Origin of the sequence: Streptomyces sp. NPDC050625, assembly GCF_040654755.1 — a bacterium.
Lineage (GTDB): Bacteria > Actinomycetota > Actinomycetes > Streptomycetales > Streptomycetaceae > Streptomyces.
In genome coordinates this window covers 87,342-105,084 of sequence record NZ_JBFAIQ010000016.1, presented here as the reverse complement: position 1 = coordinate 105,084, position 17,743 = coordinate 87,342, and the positions used below count along the sequence as shown (strand labels likewise).

The 17,743-nt window shown below is 70.2% G+C and carries 14 protein-coding genes; 8 read left to right on the top strand and 6 right to left on the bottom strand.

Annotation, left to right across the window (positions count from 1 at the left end; all coding sequences use genetic code 11):
• Positions 1-49: 49 nt before the first annotated feature.
• Positions 50-703 (top strand): TetR family transcriptional regulator, encoded by a 654-nt coding sequence (locus AB0I54_RS29655; protein ID WP_363299256.1) that lies wholly within the window; start codon positions 50-52, stop codon positions 701-703.
• Positions 700-2,022 (top strand): FAD-binding oxidoreductase, encoded by a 1,323-nt coding sequence (locus AB0I54_RS29650; RefSeq protein ID WP_363299255.1) that lies wholly within the window; start codon positions 700-702, stop codon positions 2,020-2,022. Before AB0I54_RS29655 ends, AB0I54_RS29650 begins: the two co-directional genes overlap by 4 nt.
• A gap of 39 nt (positions 2,023-2,061) precedes the next feature.
• Here the strand turns inward: AB0I54_RS29650 and AB0I54_RS29645 are convergent, their stop codons facing one another.
• On the bottom strand, positions 2,062-2,733 hold the full coding sequence (locus tag AB0I54_RS29645) for an NAD(P)H-dependent oxidoreductase (RefSeq protein ID WP_363299254.1): 672 nt from the start codon (positions 2,731-2,733) through the stop codon (positions 2,062-2,064).
• Between the two features lie 119 nt (positions 2,734-2,852).
• Here AB0I54_RS29645 and AB0I54_RS29640 point away from each other — a divergent pair, with 119 nt between their 5' ends.
• On the top strand, positions 2,853-3,827 hold the full coding sequence (locus AB0I54_RS29640; RefSeq protein ID WP_363299253.1) for a LysR family transcriptional regulator: 975 nt from the start codon (positions 2,853-2,855) through the stop codon (positions 3,825-3,827).
• Between the two features lie 83 nt (positions 3,828-3,910).
• On the opposite strand, the gene AB0I54_RS29635 is transcribed toward AB0I54_RS29640, so the two are convergent.
• The 3 genes from AB0I54_RS29635 to AB0I54_RS29625 are packed head-to-tail and all read right to left on the bottom strand — an operon-like array spanning position 3,911 to position 8,035.
• Positions 3,911-4,315 (bottom strand): nuclear transport factor 2 family protein, encoded by a 405-nt coding sequence (locus AB0I54_RS29635; protein ID WP_363299252.1) that lies wholly within the window; start codon positions 4,313-4,315, stop codon positions 3,911-3,913.
• Positions 4,312-5,253 (bottom strand): NAD(P)-dependent oxidoreductase, encoded by a 942-nt coding sequence (locus tag AB0I54_RS29630; protein ID WP_363299251.1) that lies wholly within the window; start codon positions 5,251-5,253, stop codon positions 4,312-4,314. Before AB0I54_RS29630 ends, AB0I54_RS29635 begins: the two co-directional genes overlap by 4 nt.
• Before the next feature lie 28 nt (positions 5,254-5,281).
• Positions 5,282-8,035, bottom strand: a complete 2,754-nt coding sequence (locus tag AB0I54_RS29625; protein WP_363299249.1) for a non-ribosomal peptide synthetase — start codon at positions 8,033-8,035, stop codon at positions 5,282-5,284.
• A gap of 533 nt (positions 8,036-8,568) precedes the next feature.
• On the opposite strand from AB0I54_RS29625, the gene AB0I54_RS29620 reads away from it, so the two are divergent.
• On the top strand, positions 8,569-9,912 hold the full coding sequence (locus tag AB0I54_RS29620; protein WP_363299248.1) for a cytochrome P450: 1,344 nt from the start codon (positions 8,569-8,571) through the stop codon (positions 9,910-9,912).
• Here the strand turns inward: AB0I54_RS29620 and AB0I54_RS29615 are convergent.
• Positions 9,851-11,302 carry an MFS transporter gene (locus AB0I54_RS29615; protein WP_363299247.1) on the bottom strand — a complete coding sequence of 484 codons (1,452 nt, stop codon included), beginning with the start codon at positions 11,300-11,302 and terminating at the stop codon, positions 9,851-9,853. The two genes, AB0I54_RS29620 and AB0I54_RS29615, sit on opposite strands and share 62 nt — an antisense overlap.
• A gap of 185 nt (positions 11,303-11,487) precedes the next feature.
• On the opposite strand from AB0I54_RS29615, the gene AB0I54_RS29610 reads away from it, so the two are divergent.
• Positions 11,488-12,162, top strand: a complete 675-nt coding sequence (locus AB0I54_RS29610) for a TetR/AcrR family transcriptional regulator (RefSeq protein WP_363299246.1) — start codon at positions 11,488-11,490, stop codon at positions 12,160-12,162.
• Between the two features lie 310 nt (positions 12,163-12,472).
• On the opposite strand, the gene AB0I54_RS29605 is transcribed toward AB0I54_RS29610, so the two are convergent.
• Positions 12,473-12,997: a hypothetical protein gene (locus tag AB0I54_RS29605; protein WP_363299245.1), complete on the bottom strand. Its 525-nt coding sequence runs from the start codon at positions 12,995-12,997 to the stop codon at positions 12,473-12,475.
• Between the two features lie 217 nt (positions 12,998-13,214).
• Between AB0I54_RS29605 and AB0I54_RS29600 the strand changes: the two genes are divergently transcribed.
• The 3 genes from AB0I54_RS29600 to AB0I54_RS29590 all read left to right on the top strand — a co-directional run bounded on the left by AB0I54_RS29600 (position 13,215) and on the right by AB0I54_RS29590 (position 17,738).
• Complete coding sequence (locus AB0I54_RS29600) at positions 13,215-13,808, top strand: hypothetical protein (RefSeq protein WP_363299244.1); 594 nt, start codon at positions 13,215-13,217, stop codon at positions 13,806-13,808.
• Between the two features lie 87 nt (positions 13,809-13,895).
• On the top strand, positions 13,896-14,678 hold the full coding sequence (locus AB0I54_RS29595; RefSeq protein WP_363299243.1) for a universal stress protein: 783 nt from the start codon (positions 13,896-13,898) through the stop codon (positions 14,676-14,678).
• Between the two features lie 426 nt (positions 14,679-15,104).
• The gene (locus AB0I54_RS29590; RefSeq protein WP_363299336.1) at positions 15,105-17,738 is read left to right on the top strand and encodes a YfhO family protein; all 2,634 of its coding nucleotides are present in this window, start codon (positions 15,105-15,107) and stop codon (positions 17,736-17,738) included.
• The last annotated feature ends 5 nt before the right edge of the window (positions 17,739-17,743 follow it).

Genomic DNA, 17,743 nt, shown 5'->3' with positions numbered 1-17,743 from the left:
AGCAGCGTAGCCACCGCCGACGCTAATGACCAGATGTACATTACGAGTTGTGAGCGACGAACCCACCAACGCCCCGGCCCTCGCCAGGAAGCGCGTCCGCGCTCCCGAGGCGCACCGCGAGGCGATCCTGGAGGCGGCGCGGGCCGCGTTCGCGGAGCGGGGCTATGCCCGTGCCACCATCCGGGAGATCGCCGGGCGGGCCGGTGTCACCCACGGTCTGGTCATGCGGCACTTCGGCTCGAAGGAACAGTTGTTCCTCGCGGCCGTGCCCGGCCCCCGGGACCTGCCCGAACTGGTCCCCGGCCCGCCTCGGACGCTGCCGGACCGGATAGCGCGGGCCTTTGTCGCGCGGATGGAACGCTCCGACGGCAACGACCCGTTCCTCGCGCTGATCCGCAGCGCGGCCTCCGACGAGCAGGCCGCCACCGGGCTGTACGCGGCGATGCGGCGCAGCAGCGCGGCGGCCTACCGCACGGTGCTCAGCGGGCCCGACGCGGACGAGCGCATCGATCTGCTCGCCTCCCATCTGATCGGTGTCACCTTCAGCCGGTACGTGCTGCGCAGCGGGCCCGTGGCCGAGATGCCGCCGGAGCGGCTCGTGGCGTATCTGACGCGGACCCTGCGGTGCCTCCTGGAGCCCGTCACGCTTCCCGAGTCCTCCGCCCAGTCCTCCGCGTCCTTCGAAGGGACCTCCTCGTCATGACGGAACAGCGCGTCGCCCACGTCGAGTTACCGCCCTCCCTCGCCGGCCGTGCGGTGCTGCCGTACGACGCCCGCTACGAGCGAGTGCGCCATGGATACGTGCACCGGGGCGCCCCGGCGGTGGTGATCTTCCCGGAGAGCCCCGAGGAGGTGGCCGTCGCGCTGACGTACGCACGAGCCCGGGGCACGGTGCTGTCGGTGCGCAGCGGTGGGCACGGCATCAGCGGGCGGTCGACCAACGACGGCGGTGTTGTCGTCGACGTGTCGCGTCTCGACCGCGTCCAGGTGCTGGACCGGGCGCGACGTCGGGTCCGGGTCGGCGCGGGCGCCCGCTGGGGGCGGGTGGCCCAGGCCCTCGCCCCGCACGGGCTCGCCGTCAGCTCCGGCGACACCGGTGATGTGGGCGTGGGCGGGCTGGTCACGGCGGGCGGCATGGGCTGGTTCGCACGGCGGGACGGGCTGACGATCGACCATGTGACAGCCGTCGAACTCGTACTGGCCGACGGGACGTTCGTCCGGACCGACATGGACCACGAACCCGACCTGTTCTGGGCCGTACGGGGCGCGGGCGGCAACTTCGGCATCGTCACGGCCGTGGAGCTGGAGGCGTCGGAGACCGGTCATGTCGTCTTCGCCAACCTGGTCTTCGACGCGCGCGACGCCGCTCCCCTGGTGGAACAGTGGGGCGCCGTCCTCGAAGCCGCGCCGCGCGAGCTGACCAGTTTCCTCACGCTCATGCCCGCCGGACCCGGCCGCCCGGCTGTCGGGCATGTCGCGGCGGTGTACGCCGGGGACCAACCCGATGCCGCCCAGCGGGTGTTGACGCCCCTGCTGGGTCTGGGCCCGCTCTTGCAGCAGGAGGCGGTCCTCGCCCCGTATCCGGCGCTGGTGCCGGTCGGCGGCGCGGCCCACCACGGGCAGGGGCTGGGCGCCACCCGTTCCGGGCTGCTCGATCGCGTCTCCGCGCACACCGCAGGGTCGGTCGCGGAGGCGCTGGCGTCGGGAGAGGTGCTGATGGGGCAGTTCCGTTCGGTGGGCGGCGCGGTCAACGACGTCGATCCGGCCGCCACCGCCTACGCCCACCGCGGCCAGAACTTCCAGCTGCTGTCCGCGACCGTGCCCGGGCTGGAACGCGCCCTGGACACCCACTGGGCACAGCTCGCCCCAGAGGTGAACGGCATGTACCTCAGCTTCGACAGCCGCCGCTCCCCCGACGTCCTGGCCGAGGCGTTCCCGGGGCCGACCCTGGCCCGGCTGCGCACGCTCAAGGCTCGGTACGACCCGGAGAACGTCTTCGACCGCAACTTCCCGCTGCGCTGAGTGCGTTGCGCGCATGCAGTCGGTGGGTTCCCCCGGCGGTCACACCCCGCCGTGCGCGCGGGCCCCGTCGAGCGCCGTCCGGTAGGAGGCGGCCGCCACGTCCTTCAGGTGGGCGAGCCGGGGTACGTGCGCCGACTTGGTCAGCTCCGCGTGCAGGAAGGTCAGGTCGGAGGCGAGGCCCACCATGCCGAGGGCCGCCTTCAGGTACGGCTCCTGGTGGTCGCAGTCGTGGCGGGGAGTGCCGGGACCGTAGGCGCCGCCGCGTGCGGAGGCCACCACGACCTTCTTGCCCCGCAGCGGCCCCTCGCCGGAGGCCGGGTCGAGGATCAGCGGCGCGATCAGGACGCGGTCGAACCACGCCTTGAACGTCGACGGCACCGAGAAGTTGTACATCGGCACGCCGAGAAGGATCGTGTCGGCCGCGAGAAGCTCCTCGACCAGTGGCCAGGTGACGGCCCAACTGGCCTTCTCCTCATGGGTCCGCGCCGCCTCCCGGGCCGCCGCGAGGTCGCGGACGCCCTCCGTCTCCAGCCGGTGCATGACCTCGATCTGCGCGCTGTCGACGTGCGGGACGGGGTCGGCGGCCAGGTCGCGGTAGACGTACTCGCCCTCGGGGTTGGCCTTGCGCCAGGTCTCAGCGAACTCGCCCGAGATCCGGCGGGAAACCGAGCCCGGGCGGGGGCTGGAGTCGAGGTGGAGAAGTGTGGTCATGGCGTGAATTCCCTGTCTGATCAGCGTGTTGTACCGGAGTCGATCTCCATTGAAATCACCCGGTGGACTCATGTCCCGTAATCTGACGTGATACTTCGTAACCGGAAGCGTTAGCGAGGATGACGGTGCTGGACGTACGGAAACTGGTGCTGCTGCGCGAGGTCGGAGCCCGGGGGTCGATCGCCGCGGCGGCGCAGGCGCTGAACTACACGCGTTCGGCGGTCTCCCAGCAGTTGTCCGCCCTGGAGGCGGAGACCGGCGCCGCGCTCCTGGACCGCGGCAGCAAGCGGGCCGAACTCACCCCGGCCGGACAGCTGTTGGTGGCGCACACGGAGCGGGTGCTCGCCGCACTCGAAACGGCGGAGGCACAGTTGCTCACCCGGGAGGACGGCCAGGTCACCGGCGAACTGCGGGTGGGCGTACCGCTGCACGAGGGTCCGGCGCTGCTGGTGCCGGCGCTGAACCGGCTGCGCGAGCGCCATCCAGGGCTGCGCGTCACCCTGCACGGAGTGGATCCCGACGAGGGCCGGCAGACGGTCCGGCTGGGGCGGCTCGACGCCGTCCTGGCCGCCGGCTATCCGCAGGTGCCCGAGCCCAGGGTGCCGGGACTGTACGAGGAGGAGGTCATCAGCGACCGTATCCGCCTCGCCGTCGCGCCCGATCGCCCGCCGGCCCGGGACGGCGGCACGTGCGCCCTCGCCGAGTTCGCGGAGCAGCCGTGGCTGCTGGACCGCACGTCCAGGCTCGGGCGGTTGGCCCTGCACCTGTGCGCCGGCGCCGGGTTCGTCCCCGACATCGTCTCCGACATCGGGGACATGCAGGCCGTCCTCGGCCTCGTGTCCCTGGGCTGGGGCGTCGCGCTGGTCCCCGACCTGGTTCCGGACCGCCCGGGGCACCCGGTCACCCGAATCGCCCTGGAGGGAATCCGGCCCATCCGCCGGGTCACTCTCGTGGTACGCGAGGGCGCCCTGGACAGCCCCCCGGTGGCCGCCCTGCTCCCGGCCGTCCGAGAGGCGGCAGACGACCTGCGCCGGCCCGAGCCCCGGGAGCCCGACAGCCCGCCGACCCCGGCGTCGACGTCGAGAAACAGGTGATGGTTGCCGAGGGTGCGGAACTCGTTGAGGACGTCGGGGACGAGGGACCAGCGTGGAGCCACCGACACGGCCGTCGTCGCCCGTCAGCTCTCGATCACTCGGCGGAAGGCGACGGTGTCGAAGATGTCCTCCATCCGCACCGCCCTGCCGTTCCGCAGCACCCAGGAGTGCACGAACCGGTGTGTCTCCGTATGGCCGCTCCGGGAGACGATGTCCCGGTGGCCGAGGACCACCACGCGTTCGGCGTCGCGGATGAACTCCGTCGGGTGCAGCCGCATGCCGCCGAGGACGGTGGGGACATGGGCGAGGAACTCCTTGACGCCGGCGTGCCCGTGCTTGGTGCCGCCCAGACCGTAGACGGCCATCCCCTCGGGGTGCACCCACTCGATGTCCGGGTCCAGGGCGTCCAGGAGCGCACCCACGTCACGGGCCGCGAAGGCGGCGTAGGCGGCATGGATCGGTGCCAGTGGATCGGTGCTCTCGGTCATGCCCTGTCTGCTCCTTCAGCCTTGAGGTACTCGGGGTACATGGCCGCGAGGGTGCGCCGGATGCCCTCGCGCCAGGGGACCTTGCACGGTCCGGTGAGCGAGCGGCGCAGGGTCGGGTCGAACTGGTAGGTCTCGCGGGTGACTTCACTCGGTACGAGCTGTGCCCTCACCCCGGTCAGTTCCTCCAGGTAGCGGACGCAGTCGGTCATGCCGACGGACTCGTCACCGCCCCAGTTGGTCAGCGTCACCGGGACGCTCGCCGCGTTCCACAGGTGCGGGACCTGCTCGATGAGGTCGTCGGTGTACAGCAGCGAGGTCCAGTTCTGGCCCTCCAGTGGCACCGCGATCGGCTCGCCCGCGAGCATGCGCTTGAAGTAGAGCATCGGCACGCCGCCGTAACCGCCGGGCCCGTAGGCGATGTTGAGACGGGCGATGACGGTCGGCAGGTCGAGGGTCCGGGCGAAGGCCCGGACCGTGCCCTCCGCCGCGATCTTGACCACGGGGTAGGCGGGCAGCCAGTCGGCCTTGCCGTCCAGCGGATCCGTCTCGGTGTACTTGTGGTCGAGGGTCTGGCGGGCGTACAGCGCGCCGGTGGAGACGTACAGGAACGCCTCCGCCGTACGGCAGTGCGTCATCAGGCGTCCCGCGGCCACGGAGTTGGCCTCGACGGCCGCGTTGAAGTCGCCGTCCTCGCCGCGTCGTACGGCGGAGTGGAAGACATGGGTGAAGTCCTCCGGCAGGCCCTTGAGGGAGCCGGAGCTCGTGTCGTCCATGTTCCAGCGGAAGGTGTGGATGCCGTGCCGGTTCAGCTCCTCCTCCGCTCCGGGGGCGCCGAAGCGGCCGAGCGCCCACACCTCGTTGCCGTCGGCCAGCGCCTTGGCCACGGGTCCGGCGACCTGGCCGGTGGCACCGGTCACCAGGATCTTCTTGCCGTTCAAGGGGTTTCCCTCCCTGGGATGGTGGCGGTCAGGCGTCCCCGAGGGCGCGGTCCAGTTCCTTGCGCAGGATCGACTGGAAGGTCGCCACATGCGCCGGGCCCATCAGCGTGTAGTGCTCGCCGGGTACGTCGATGTAGCGGTTCTCGCCGGTGACGTGCTCGTCCCAGCGGCGCAGCTCGTTGTTGAGCCAGTCCTCCTTGGTGCCGCGCAGCGGGATGGCGTAGAAGACGCTCATCGAGCGGACCTCGCCGGTGGGCGAGTAGCCGCGTCCGAGGTCGGTGAGGCTGTCGGCGAGTTCCGCCCAGGCCTTGAACTTCTCGAAGGTCAGGTCGAGTTCGGCGAGCCGCCCCTCGGGAGCGTGGTCGATGAAGTGGGCGAGCTGTTCGTCCCTGGGCAACGGCCGCAGCTGGACGGGCAGTTCGAGGGACTGCTTCTTGTCGATGAGTTCCAGGAAGAACGCCAGGTTGGCCGCGGTCTCGATGAAGTCGAGTTCGTTCATGCGGTACTTGATGTGCGGCGGGAGGTTGAAACTGCCGACGAAGTCGACGCGTTCGCCCTGCGCCTCCAGCACCTTGGCGATCTCGAAGGCGACGGCACCGCCGTACGAGTACCCTGCGACGGCGTACGGGCCGTGCGGTTGTCGGGAGCGGATGGCCGCGACGTAGGTGTCGACCATCTCGGCGAAGCTCTCGAAGGGCCTCTCGCCGGGGTTGAAGCCGCGGGCGCGCAGCGCGTAGAAGGGCCGGTCGCCGACGAAGTACTTGGCGAGGTTGACGAAGACGAGGACCTCTCCGACGCCGGGGTGCACACAGAACAGCGGGGTCTTCTCGCCGGTGGTCTGCATCGGGACGATCGGGTCGTACTCCTTCCCGCCGTCCTCGGCCCGGTCGAGGTGGGCGGCCAGCGCCCGTACGCTGGGGGCCCGCAGGACGGTGATGATCTGCAGGTCGTGCGCGCCGAGACGCTGGGCGACCAGGGAGCGCAGGCGCAGGATGTCGAGCGAGGTGCCGCCCAGGTCGAAGAAGTTGGCGGTGGCGCTCAACCGGTCCGGGTCGGTGTCGAACATCTCGGCGTAGATCCGTGCGAGGACCAGCTCCGTTTCGCCCTCGGGGGCGGAGTAGCCGCCGAGCCTGCGCAGCACGAGGTCGTCGACCCGCGCCCGCACGTCGTCGTACGCTCCCGCCTCCAGCCGTTTGCGCATCAGCGCACGCTGGATCTTGCCCAGACTGGTCTTGGGGAAGGCCTCCTTCGGCAGCGGAAGGACGAGCGCGGGCCGGAATCCCCAGTGCATGACGACGGTGCTGCGTATCGCGCTGAGCACCCGGTACAGCGCGAGTTCGGCATCGTCGGCGCACTCCGGGTGGAAGGCGATGACGAGTTGCTCGGTGTCGCTGCCGGGGGCGCGGGTCGGGAAGGCGGCCACATAGGATCGGGCGACGTCGTCGAGGCCTTCGAGGAGGGTCTCGATGTCATGGCTGAAGTAGTTGACGCCATTGACGATGACGCTGTCCTTGCTGCGGCCGACCAGGGTGAGCCGGCCGTCGTCGATCCGCCCGAGGTCACCGCTGCGGAACCAGCCGTCGGGGGTGAAGGCGTCCTGGGTGGCCTGCTCGTTGTTGTAGTAACCGGCCGTGATCATCGGCCCGTTGAGCTGCAGCTCGCCCACGTGGCCCGCGGGCAGCTCGCGGTGCTCCTCGTCGGCGACCCGGATGCTCAGCCCCTCGACGGGCCGGCCCAGGTTGGCGAACTCCTGGTCCTGGTCGGCGGCGGGGAAGTCGGTGGAGTAGATGCTGCCCGCGCAGGTCTCGGACATGCCGAACGCGGGCCACAGGGCGTCGGCGCGCAGCCCGTAGGGGGCGAAGCGGCTGAGGAAGGTCTCGCCGGTGGTGCGTACGACGGCCTCGCCGCCGCTGATGATGTGGCGCAGCCGGGACAGGTCGATCCCGTCGTCCTCCTCCTCGTCTAGCCGGTCCGCCTGTGGATTGATCAGCCCGAGCAGGAAGTTGGGGGTGAAGGTCATGGTGACGCCGAAGCGGGAGATGATCCGCAGGAAGTTCAGCGGCTCCTGGAGGATCACGGGCGCCTCGACGTGCAACTGGGTGCTGCCGGTGGACAGTGGCAGCAGATGGCATTCGAGGAGGGCGGCGACATGGTCGAAGGAGACCCAGTTGAGGCTGGTGTCCTCGGCGGTCAGCCGGTGGTAGCCGTTCTTGGCGGCCATGGACGCGAGGAGATTGGCGTGGCTGAGCATCACCGCCTTGGAGTTGCCGGTCGAGCCGGAGGTCAGCACGAGGACGGCGGTGTCCTTGGGGTCGGCCTCGTGGAAGGAGTCGGCGGGCCGGTCCGCGCGCAGCTCCTCCAGGGGAACGACGGACAGGCCCTGGGCGGCCGGGAGTTCGGCGGCGAGCGTGGCGCTGGTGACGACCAGCGGATGGTCGAGAAGGGTGTCGACATGGGTGAGCTGGGCGGCCCAGCGCTCCGGATCGCCGCCGAGTGCGGCCATCGGGCAGGGTATGAACCCGCCGAGCTGGCAGGCCCAGAACGCGGTGAGGAACTCCCGTGGTTTCTCCAGCAGCAGGACGACCTTGTCGCCGGGCGCGAGACCGTCTTCGCGCAGGCCGGCGAGGACCGAGCGGGCCGCGTCGAGAAGTTCGGGATGGCTCTGCAGGGGTGCGTCGCGGTCGTCCGCGCTGCGGGGGTAGCGAAGCCCGGACCCCGCGTTGTCACGGGCGGCGTCGCGCAGCAGGTCCACGATGGTCCGCGTCGTCACGGCTGTGGTCATGTGGGTGCTTTCCTCCTCTGCGTCGGCCTCCGCACCCGGGATCACCGGGACAGCAGGCCGAACCATGTACGGAATTTCGTTCAGACGAAGGTGAGGCGCACAAGCGAAAGGGGCAATGGATGCCGGGGGAATCAATCCCTGGAGCCACGACACTGGGGCCCCGAATACCCGCCGACGATAAGAACCGGTGGACCGGGTTGTCAAAGCCTTAATAGAACGTCAGGAACACCGGGAAAGAGAGAGAAGTCCATGTCAAACATGACACAGCGTGAGAGGGAACACACTGGTCAGGCGGTGTGCCCACACTCTTCCGAAGTGTCACCTTCCTGACCTGCACCACCTCGACTTCAGCGACTCAGCCGAAACAAAGTGCCGCCCAATAGGCTTGCAAAATCGCGCGGTGGCAGTTTTTCTGACGGTGGGCGTAAGCGATTGAGACGGATACGGAAAAGGTGGAATGCCGCGACGGCCCGGGGTAAGGCGAGGTGGGGCGACCTGTCACCGGATGTTCCTGTTCGCGTACAGTCCGTAGCGTGGAGAGCGAAGTAGGTCCCGGCCCTGTGTCGTACCTGCCCGGAACCGGAACGGGGCGGTCGGTTCCCGAGGCCGAGCCTGAACTGGTGGAGCGGTGGCGCTCCGGCGGAGGTGAACTGGTCGAGCTGCTGTCCCGGGTGCGTGAACGGTGCGGCGGCATCGCCGCGTTCCGGCTCGGGCCGACGCCCACGGTTCTCGTCACCGACCCACAGGCGGTCCAGCACGTTCTCGCCCGGCACCCGGAGCAGTACGTCAAGCGCTCCCACCGCGCCCGTGTGCTGGTCGGCGACGGTGTTCTCGCCGCCACCGGTGCGGCGTGGAAGCGGCAACGCCGTCTGCTGCAGTCCCAGTTCACCGGTACCGGGATGCGCCGTTACGAACAGCGCATCACCGAGGCTGCCCGGACCACCGCCGACCGCTGGAACGAGTACGCCCGCACCCGGCAGACCTTCGATGTCGGGCAGGAGATGCGCCGCTTCGCCCTGGACGCCATCTGGCGCTCTCTCACCGGGCACCCCCTCGACACGGGCACCGAGCGCGAACTGGCCGCCGTGGCAGCGGTGGCGGCCGCCCTTCCGACTCTTCCCGCCGACGCCACCGACGCCCAGGACGCCGTTGCCGCCGATCTCGCCCGGATCGACGCGGTCGCCCGGCACGCCATCGAGGCCGCCCGCGGCGGGGTGGCCGGTCCCGACGGTCCGGGCCTGCTGCGCGTCCTGACCGACGCCGCCACCGAGCACCCCGAGTACACCGACCGGCTGATCCGCGACGAGTTGGTCACCTTGCTGGTGGCCGGGCACGAGACCACCGCCACCACCCTGACCTGGCTCTACCTGCTGCTCGACCAGCATCCAGCCGCCCGTGAACAGACTCTCGCCGCCGGCGGCGAAGGCACGGTCCAACGCCGCCAGGCCATCCAGGCTCTGGTCCACGAGACACTCCGCCTCTACCCGTCCGCCTGGATCCTGCCCCGCCACGCCACCGAGGACGACACCCTCGCCGGCCATGCCGTCGAAGCGGGCACCGACATCCTGGTCTGCCCCTACCTCACGCACCGCGATCCCGAACTGTGGCCGGACCCCGAGCACTTCGACCCCCGGCGCTTCCTCACCCCGGACGGCCGCCCCGCCCACCCGGGCGCCTACTACCCCTTCGGCATCGGCCCCCGCGCCTGCCTCGGACTCCAGTTCGCGCTCCGCGAATCGACCGTCCTGCTCGAACACCTGCTGCCGGTCCACATCCCGGCCTTCTCCTCCACCCCCGCAAGGGCGGCGTACGGCATCACCGTCCGCCCCGACGGCCCCACCCCTGCAACCTTGACGGCTGGTCGTCGGCAGCCATAACGCGCCGATGGGTGTCCGGCCCGCCCCTCTGCTCGGGCTGTGACGGCGGACTGGTCCGCCGCAGGACGGTGAGGGCGACGAGCACGGCGACGACCGGGAGCCCGGCAGCGAGGGTCAGGCCCCATGCGTATCCATCGTTGAGGGTTTCAGGTGTGACGGTCCAACCGGTGCGGTCGTGAGCCGCGGTGCCGAGGGCGGCGAGTCCGAGTGAGGCGCCGATCTGGCGTGAGCTGTTGAGCAGTCCTGAGGCGGTGCCGGTCTCATGGCGGGCGACGCCCGCAGTGGCGGTGGAGACGACCGGTCCGAGGCAGAGACCGAAGCCGACGCTCGCGACGATCGAAGGCCCGAGGATGTCGACGGTGAAGGTGCCGCCGGGACTGATCAGCCCGAACCAGCCGAGCCCGACCGAGGTCATGAGCCCGCCGACGACCAGAAGGGTGCGGGGAGCAAGACGGTAGCCGAGTTTGACGGCGAGCACGGAGCCGACGACCAGTCCGAGGGCGAACGGCAAGAACATGGCTCCGGTCCGCGCCGGCCCTGTCCCGAGGACTCGCTGGAGGTAGAGGGACACGAAGTAGAACGACGAGGTCATGGCCGCCCCGACCAGCAGATTGTAGGCATTCGCCCCGGCCACCGAGCGGTTGGCGAACAGGCCGAGCCGGATCAGAGGTTCGCGGGCGGTGGTTCGCTCGACGTGGATGAACGCGAACAGCAACGCCGCGGCGACCACCAGAGTCGTCAGGGTGACCGACGAGCTCCACGCATACCGATCGGTGCGGACCACGCCGAACACCAGCAGGGTCAGACCAGCCGTTGCCAGTACGGCACCGAGCACGTCCGGACGTCCGCCGCGAGCGTCGGGCTGATTGTCGGCGACGCCACGCCAGGCCAGGGACAGCGCGCAGGCGGCCATCGGCACACTCACGAACATCACCCAGCGCCAACTGGCGTACTGAGTGAGCAGACCGCCCATCAGGACCCCGAGCGCGCCTCCGGCGGCGTTCGCCGCACTCCACACGCCGAAGGCCCGCACGCGGGCCCTGCCCGTCGGAAATGTCGCTGTCAGCAGCGCCAATGCGGCCGGAGCCAACGCGGCGGCCCCGATGCCCTGTGCGGCCCGGGCGGCGACCAACTGGCCGGGTTCTTGCGCAAGGCCGCCGACAAAGGAAGCGAGGCCGAACAGACCGAGTCCGAACAGCAGGACCCGCTTACGACCGTACCGGTCGGCGGCCTTGCCGCCCAGGAGGAGCAGCCCGCCGAAGGTCAGGGCGTAGGCGTGGATCACCCAGGACAGACCCACTGCACTGAAGCCGAGACCCGCAGCCATCTGTGGGAGTGCGACGTTCACGACCGACAGGTCCACCGACACCATGAACTGCACGACGGCCACCACGGCAAGCGTGAGCCCTGGCCGAACTTCCGAACTTCGCGTCACTTCAATCTCCGTCCCCTGCGCTGCCATCGGACTTTTCGAACGTGTTCCGAAAGTAGCACCGAGGCAAGCCGGTGTGAACACGAAAGGCCCAACCCGCACCCGTTTCACGGCACAGGACGGCGGGACGGCATGATGGGGCAATGCCTCGACCGCCCGCCCCGCACGGCCGCACCGGCCGGCCACCCCTGACTTCACGTGCGCAGATCCTGGCGGCGGCCCGCGGGCTCATCGACCGGGACGGCTGGGAGAAGCTGACCGTCCGTCGACTGGCCGCTGAGCTCGGCATCGGGGCGACGACGCTGTACCACCACATCCGCAACAAGGACGACCTGCTGGTCCTCCTGCTCAACGACCACATCGACCAGCTGGGGCGCCCTCAACTGCCCGATGACCCAGGGGACCGCATCGTCGTGGCCGCCACCGCGATGCACGACGCTCTCGCTGCCTGGCCGTGGGCCGCGGAGATCCTGTCGGCCGACGGTTTCGTCGGCCTCCTCGACGAATCGGCGCTGTGGATGGTCGAAGCCATCGTGGCCGCAGCCGACGACCACGGATGCACGCCCGAACAAGCCGTCGACGTCTTCCGCAGCATCTGGTACTACACCGTCGGCGAGGTGCTGGTCCGCGCCCACTCCGCCCGCCGACGCGCCGACGACGGACGCCCTGCCTACCGCGACGCCTTCGACGCGGCCCAGGTGCCGCACCTGGCCGCCATCGGCAGCCGATGGGCCGCACTGACCGCCCGGGACATCTACCCCCAGGGACTTCGAACCTTCGTCGACGCACTGCTCGCTCAGGCTGCGCCGACTCGTTGATCAACCAATCCCGATGATCATCGACACCAAGAACAGGAGCAACGCCCCCAGCGCCCCGACGGCGACACCGTCGTCCGCGCGCCAAACGTGTTTCCCATCGCCCAGGCGAAACCGGGGACCGCAAACAGGAGCCCCCATGCCGCGGCAGCGAGCCCCGGCCATGCACCAGGCCGAAGGCGGAGCGCGTGGCGCACGCCCGGACGCGCCGCATCGTCCACGGACAGCTTGATCGCCATGACTCCATCGTGGCCGGACCACGACGAGGAGAAGTCATCCACGCGGATGATCCGGCTCCGCCGCGGGAGCCGGCTCACCCGTGCCGGAGGGCGGCAAAGGCGTCGTTGACCGCGTCGGCAGAGAACAGTTGCAGGGCAGTGGCGCGGCCCGGTGAAGTGATCACATAGTGCCGGGCGCGATAGGAGAGACCTCCCCAGTCTTCGCGGTCATGGGCACGCATCAGGACCTGACCGCATCTCATGCAGATGATCCACGGCACGAGAACGAGATCTGCCAGGCTCCGCTCGGCTTGGACCGTCGCACCGCTGACCGTGCCGCCGTCGTCCTCGATCAACTTCACGTCGGGGGCCGCGCCGTCGGCACGGCATTGCAGAATCCGGGGTGCCAGCGCTTCCCTCTCGCCCCAGGCCTCCGTCAGCACGAAGATCTGGGCCCTGACCGTCTCGCTGATCGCCATCTGGTGGGTGAGAAGGCCGGAGACGAGCAGGCCGAGCCCTGCCTCCTGCTCCCCGATGCTCCAGCAGTCCCTGAACTCCTGGGCCTCGGCCGCCGGCAACAGGGCGGCGAGCCGGTTCCAGGCGTCGGCGTCGTCGGTCATCCGCCGAGGCTAACGGTCGGTCGTCATGCCGCAAAGATCGCCTCAGCACTTCACGCACCGGCCGCCCATGAAAAGTCAACGTGCGCCATCAGGCCACCGGCACGGCGGCCTATCGAGGCCGAAACAGGCTCATGCTTTTCGAGTGGGAGCCAGTAGTGTCCCGAGCGGCAGCAGAATCCTGCGCCGACGGATCACGCTTTCCGGAGGAGATCCTTCCATGCGATTCAGATTCCGTTCTCTGGCTCATGCGGGCACGCGCGCATTCGCGGTGCTGGCACTGCTGCTGGGTTTATCCGGCGGCTTTACGGCAACCGCAACCGCCGCCGGGACCGGTCAGACCGGACTGGACAACACCTGGGCCTGCTCCGTGCCGTCGGGGTACACCTACGACCGTGTGTCGAGTCAGCTGAATACATGCGGATCCGGATTCCATTCCTACTATCATTTGCGCGCACCTCAAGACAACATCTGGGTGTGCTACGTCCTGCCCGGCTACACCTACGACCAGGCAAGTAACCAGCTGAACGTCTGCAACTCCGCCGGATTCGCCAACAGCTACCGCATGCGAGTCGGCCAGGACAACATCTGGGCTTGTTCCATCCCCAACGGCAGCCTCACCTACGATCGAGTCGCAAACCAATTGAACGTCTGCAACCCCTCCGGGTTCGCGAACAGCTACCACCTTCGCACCCCCGTGAATGGCCTGTGGGCGTGCAATGTCCCTGCCGGGTGGACCTACGACCAGGTGTCCAACCAATTGAACGTCTGCAACCCTTCCGGCTTCGCAAACAGTTACCGCCTGCGAGGCTGACACCCTCCCCGATCCAATACCGGTCCCCGGGGCTCAATTGCGGCCTTGGGGACCGCGCGTCTACGACGTTGCCGCCGCTGCGGGACCGTGGACGGGTCGGTGTCGAGTCTTACCGCGGCGCGGGAGGCGCGGCTGAGGAGAGCGGCTCTCAAGGTGGTGCACGCCTTCCTCTGGCCCGCGATGCATGTGCCCCTGGGTCCGTCACCCCTGGGTCCGCCGGAAGGCGGGATCCAGAACATGGTCGACCGCCTGGTGACCGAGGCGGTGGAGCATGCCAGGACCGCGGCACCGGAGGTGGAGGTGTCGCACGCGGTGGTGATGGGTGAGCCGTTGACGGTGTTGGAGGCGCAGTCGCGTGCCGCCGAACTCGTGGTCGTCGGATCCCGGGGCATGGGCGGGTTCGTCGGGCTCTTGGTGGGCACGACGGCGGTGCATCTGGCGGCACACGGTCGATGCCCGGTGCTGGTGGTACGGCAGGAAGCCCACACCGACGGTCCGATCGTGCTGGGTGTCGACGGCTCCGCCGCGGGTGCGGAAGCGGTGGACTTCGCCTTCGCCGAGGCCTCGCTGCGCAAGGCGCCACTGGTCGCGCTGCACGCCTGGACCACGTGGGATGCGCCGCTGCCCGCACCGCAGGTCGCGTCGATGCCGTACGCGAACCCGCCGGGGGCGCTCGACCAGGAGGAAGAGACCCTGGTCTCGGCGGCGCTGGCCGGCCGTCAGGAGCAGTACCCGGATGTGGCGGTGGAGCACAAGGTCGTACACGCTCAGACACGCGAAGCTCTGATCGAGGCGAGCCGGTCGCAGGCCCTGCTGCATCACGCGCACTGTCCGGTCGCGGTGGTACGGGGAGCGGGCACGCAGCCCTGACGGTGAGGGGCGCCCGTCCGTGTGGGCGGCGACGAGGTCACCACATCATTCATCGTTGAATCACACGTCTGACAATTCTCGTTTCCCTGGCGTTCACCGCACTTTCCTGTGCCCCCGGAACCGCAATTGCAGTACACCCACTCAATTTGCAGACGAGGCACAACCATTCGGAAACAAGGCCCGTCTAAGACTGCGAATCACATAAGGCACGGGGAGTGACGCCCCCGGACGAGACGCTCTGCGTCCCACTTCCCCTGGGGGCCTGCAAAGAATGCACCGCTCGATCCTGCCCATCGCCATTTCCTGTGGCACTCCGCACGGGAACAGGGTGTGAAACCGACGACCCGCCCGGCGCCGGAGGCCACATCCGCGCCGCCCGCAGATCCGCCGAACGGCCATGCGCACGAGCGCCATCCATGGCCCCGGCTGCCGCGTCCGGCGGTAGGACCGGGACAGGCCGCGGCCCTGCTCGCGGCGGCCGTCACCGTCCTCGTGTCGTGTGCCTCCGACGCCGTCGCGCGCAGCTATCCCTTCGGGCCCCGCACCCGTGACGTCAACGACCTGGGCAACCAGTACGTGCCGTTCCACGCGCACCTGTGGGACCTGCTGCACGGGAGGGCCGACGGCGGTCTCCTCGTCAACTGGCAGTCGGGATTCGGCTCCAGCTTCCTGCCCGACGTGGGTACGTACCTCACCAGCCCGTTCGCCCTGCTCGTCGCGGTGTTCCCGAGGGACGAGATCGACCTCGCGGTCTACGCGATCACCGTGCTGAAGACGGCGTCCGCCGGCGCGGCCATGGCCTGGCTGCTGCTCGCCCTTCGCCCCGGCCGCTGGTGGGCGGCGGGACTGCTCGGCGCCTCCTACGCCCTGTGCGGCTGGAGCGTGGCGATGGGCGCGTACAACCCCATGTGGCTCGACGGACTCATCGCCCTGCCGCTGCTGTGCCTGGTGGGCGAGTGGGCGCTGAGCGGACGGCGGCCGGTCCTCGGGGTGCTGGTCGTGGCGGTCGCCTGGATCGCCAACTTCTACACCGCGTACATGGCCACCCTCGGCGCCGGTCTGGTGCTGCTGCTCCGGCTGTGGCTCTCCGGTCTCCCCCGCCGGCGGCGGTTCGCGGCAGCCGGCCGGGCAGGCCTGACCGTGGCACTCGGCGTCGGTCTGGCCGCGCCCCTGGTGACGGTCGTGTACTTCGGGACCAGGCACGCATATCCCGGCAGGGTCAGGCAGTTCGTGCCGGTGCCGACCGAGGACCTGCTGGCGCGCCTGCTGCCGACGACGTACAGCTTCAGCAGCCCGGCCGTGTACGTCGGCACCACGGCGCTGCTGCTCGCTCTCGCCCTGCCCTTCCACCGAGCGGTTCCGGGACGGGTGCGCACGGGGTGGACGCTGCTGGTGGCGGCGGTGACGCTGTCGATGCAGTGGGGGCCGACGCATCTGGTCTGGCACGCCTTCGCCACCCCTCAGGGCAGCGCGTACCGCCAGGCCTTCGTGCTGTGCGGACTGCTGGTGATCGCCGCGTGGACCGCGCTCTCGTACGGCCCGCCCGACCGGCGCGCGCTGGCAGCGGCAGCGGGACTGCTCGCGCTGATCACGGCCGCGGCGAGCGCGAGCGAACTGACGCGCCGTGCCTTCACGTTGCCGCTCACGCTGCTCGCCGCCCTGGCCGCGCTCACCGGACTGGCCCTGCTGGGCCGCACGGACGGCGGGCGCCGCACCGTCCTCGCCACGCTCGCGGTGGCCCTGCTCCTCGGCGGGCAGTTCGGCGAGGCCGCCGCCACCTCCGCCGTGGCCACCCGGCTGCGGCTCGCGCACATGGACGACTACGCCCCCTGGGGCGCACGCCAGCAGCGGCAGGCCGATGCGATCGCCGGCGCCGACGGCTGGCCCCGGTACCGCACCGAACCGGGGCGGGAGCAGACCGTCGGCAACGACCCGCTGGAGGTGGGCGGCCAGGGCGCCCAGTACTACAGCAGCCTCACCTCCGACGTCCTCAGCCGCACCCTCACCGCCCTGGGGGACGGCTGGACCTCGCGCGGCCGCAACCTGCAGAGCCTGGACAACGCCGTCACGGACGCGATCTTCTCCGTCGGCGCGCGGGTGCACTCCCCGCCGGACCCGCACCAGAACTGGTTCCCGCAGGACGGCAGCCGCACGACCGTGTCCCGGCAGCAGGTGCCGCCGCTGGTCACGGTGCGACCGCCCGGCGCTCACGGCCGCACGGACGTCGCCGCCTTCGGCTCGTCGCCGTACCGCAACCAGGAGTTGCTGCTCGGCAGCCGGGTCTACACCGTGCCCCGCCTCACCGTGCGCACCAGCGCCGGGAAGACACCGGACCGCAGCGACGACGCACGACCGGGCCTGCGCCTCGGCGCCCTGCCCGCGGGGAAGGCCGGGACCGCCGGGACCGCCGCTCGGCAGCCGACGATCACGGCGCACTGTCCGGCCGGCAACGAGGTGTACCTGTGGGCACCGTACTTCTCGGGCTCCGCGCGGCTCGCCGGTGACTCGGCCCACGGCCTGACCGGGCGGTTCCGGTCGGACCACCCGGTCACCAAGATCGCCGCCATGCAGCGGCTCGGCACGGTGCCCGCTTCCGGACGGCTGCGGATCGACCTCTCCCCCGACCGGACGAGCCTCGTCCCGGACGGCGCGGTCGGCTGCCTGGACACCGCCCGGCTGCGCACCGCCGTCGAACGGCTCAGGACCACCGGCGCCACCGAGGTGACCGTCTCCGACGGCACCATCCGGGCCCGACTCCCCGCGGGGAGCAAGGGAACCGCGGTGGTGGCGGCTCCCCGGATCGCCGGCTGGCGCTGCGCCACGGGCGACGCGGCCGCCGTACCCGCCCGGGAGTACTACGGCCTCATCGCCGTACCCCTCGACGGCTCCTCGACCAGCCTCACCTGTACGTTCCACCCGCCCGGCCTGCGGCTGGGCGCGGCGGTCGGAGGTGCCTCGCTGGCGACCCTGACGCTCCTGGGTGCCCTCGCCGCCGTCCGCCGACGGCGTGCCGCGGCGCCACCGACGACCACACGACCTTTCGACCTCACGAGCGCGTGACCGGC

Bases quoted from the DNA above. Each gene is read 5' to 3' on its own strand.
- AB0I54_RS29650 (WP_363299255.1), top strand. From the start codon at position 700: ATGACGGAACAGCGCGTCGCCCACGTCGAGTTACCGCCCTCCCTCGCC.
- AB0I54_RS29645 (WP_363299254.1), bottom strand. From the start codon at position 2,733: ATGACCACACTTCTCCACCTCGACTCCAGCCCCCGCCCGGGCTCGGTT.
- AB0I54_RS29640 (WP_363299253.1), top strand. From the start codon at position 2,853: ATGACGGTGCTGGACGTACGGAAACTGGTGCTGCTGCGCGAGGTCGGA.
- AB0I54_RS29635 (WP_363299252.1), bottom strand. From the start codon at position 4,315: ATGACCGAGAGCACCGATCCACTGGCACCGATCCATGCCGCCTACGCC.
- AB0I54_RS29625 (WP_363299249.1), bottom strand. From the start codon at position 8,035: ATGACCACAGCCGTGACGACGCGGACCATCGTGGACCTGCTGCGCGAC.
- AB0I54_RS29610 (WP_363299246.1), top strand. From the start codon at position 11,488: ATGCCTCGACCGCCCGCCCCGCACGGCCGCACCGGCCGGCCACCCCTG.
- AB0I54_RS29605 (WP_363299245.1), bottom strand. From the start codon at position 12,997: ATGACCGACGACGCCGACGCCTGGAACCGGCTCGCCGCCCTGTTGCCG.
- AB0I54_RS29600 (WP_363299244.1), top strand. From the start codon at position 13,215: ATGCGATTCAGATTCCGTTCTCTGGCTCATGCGGGCACGCGCGCATTC.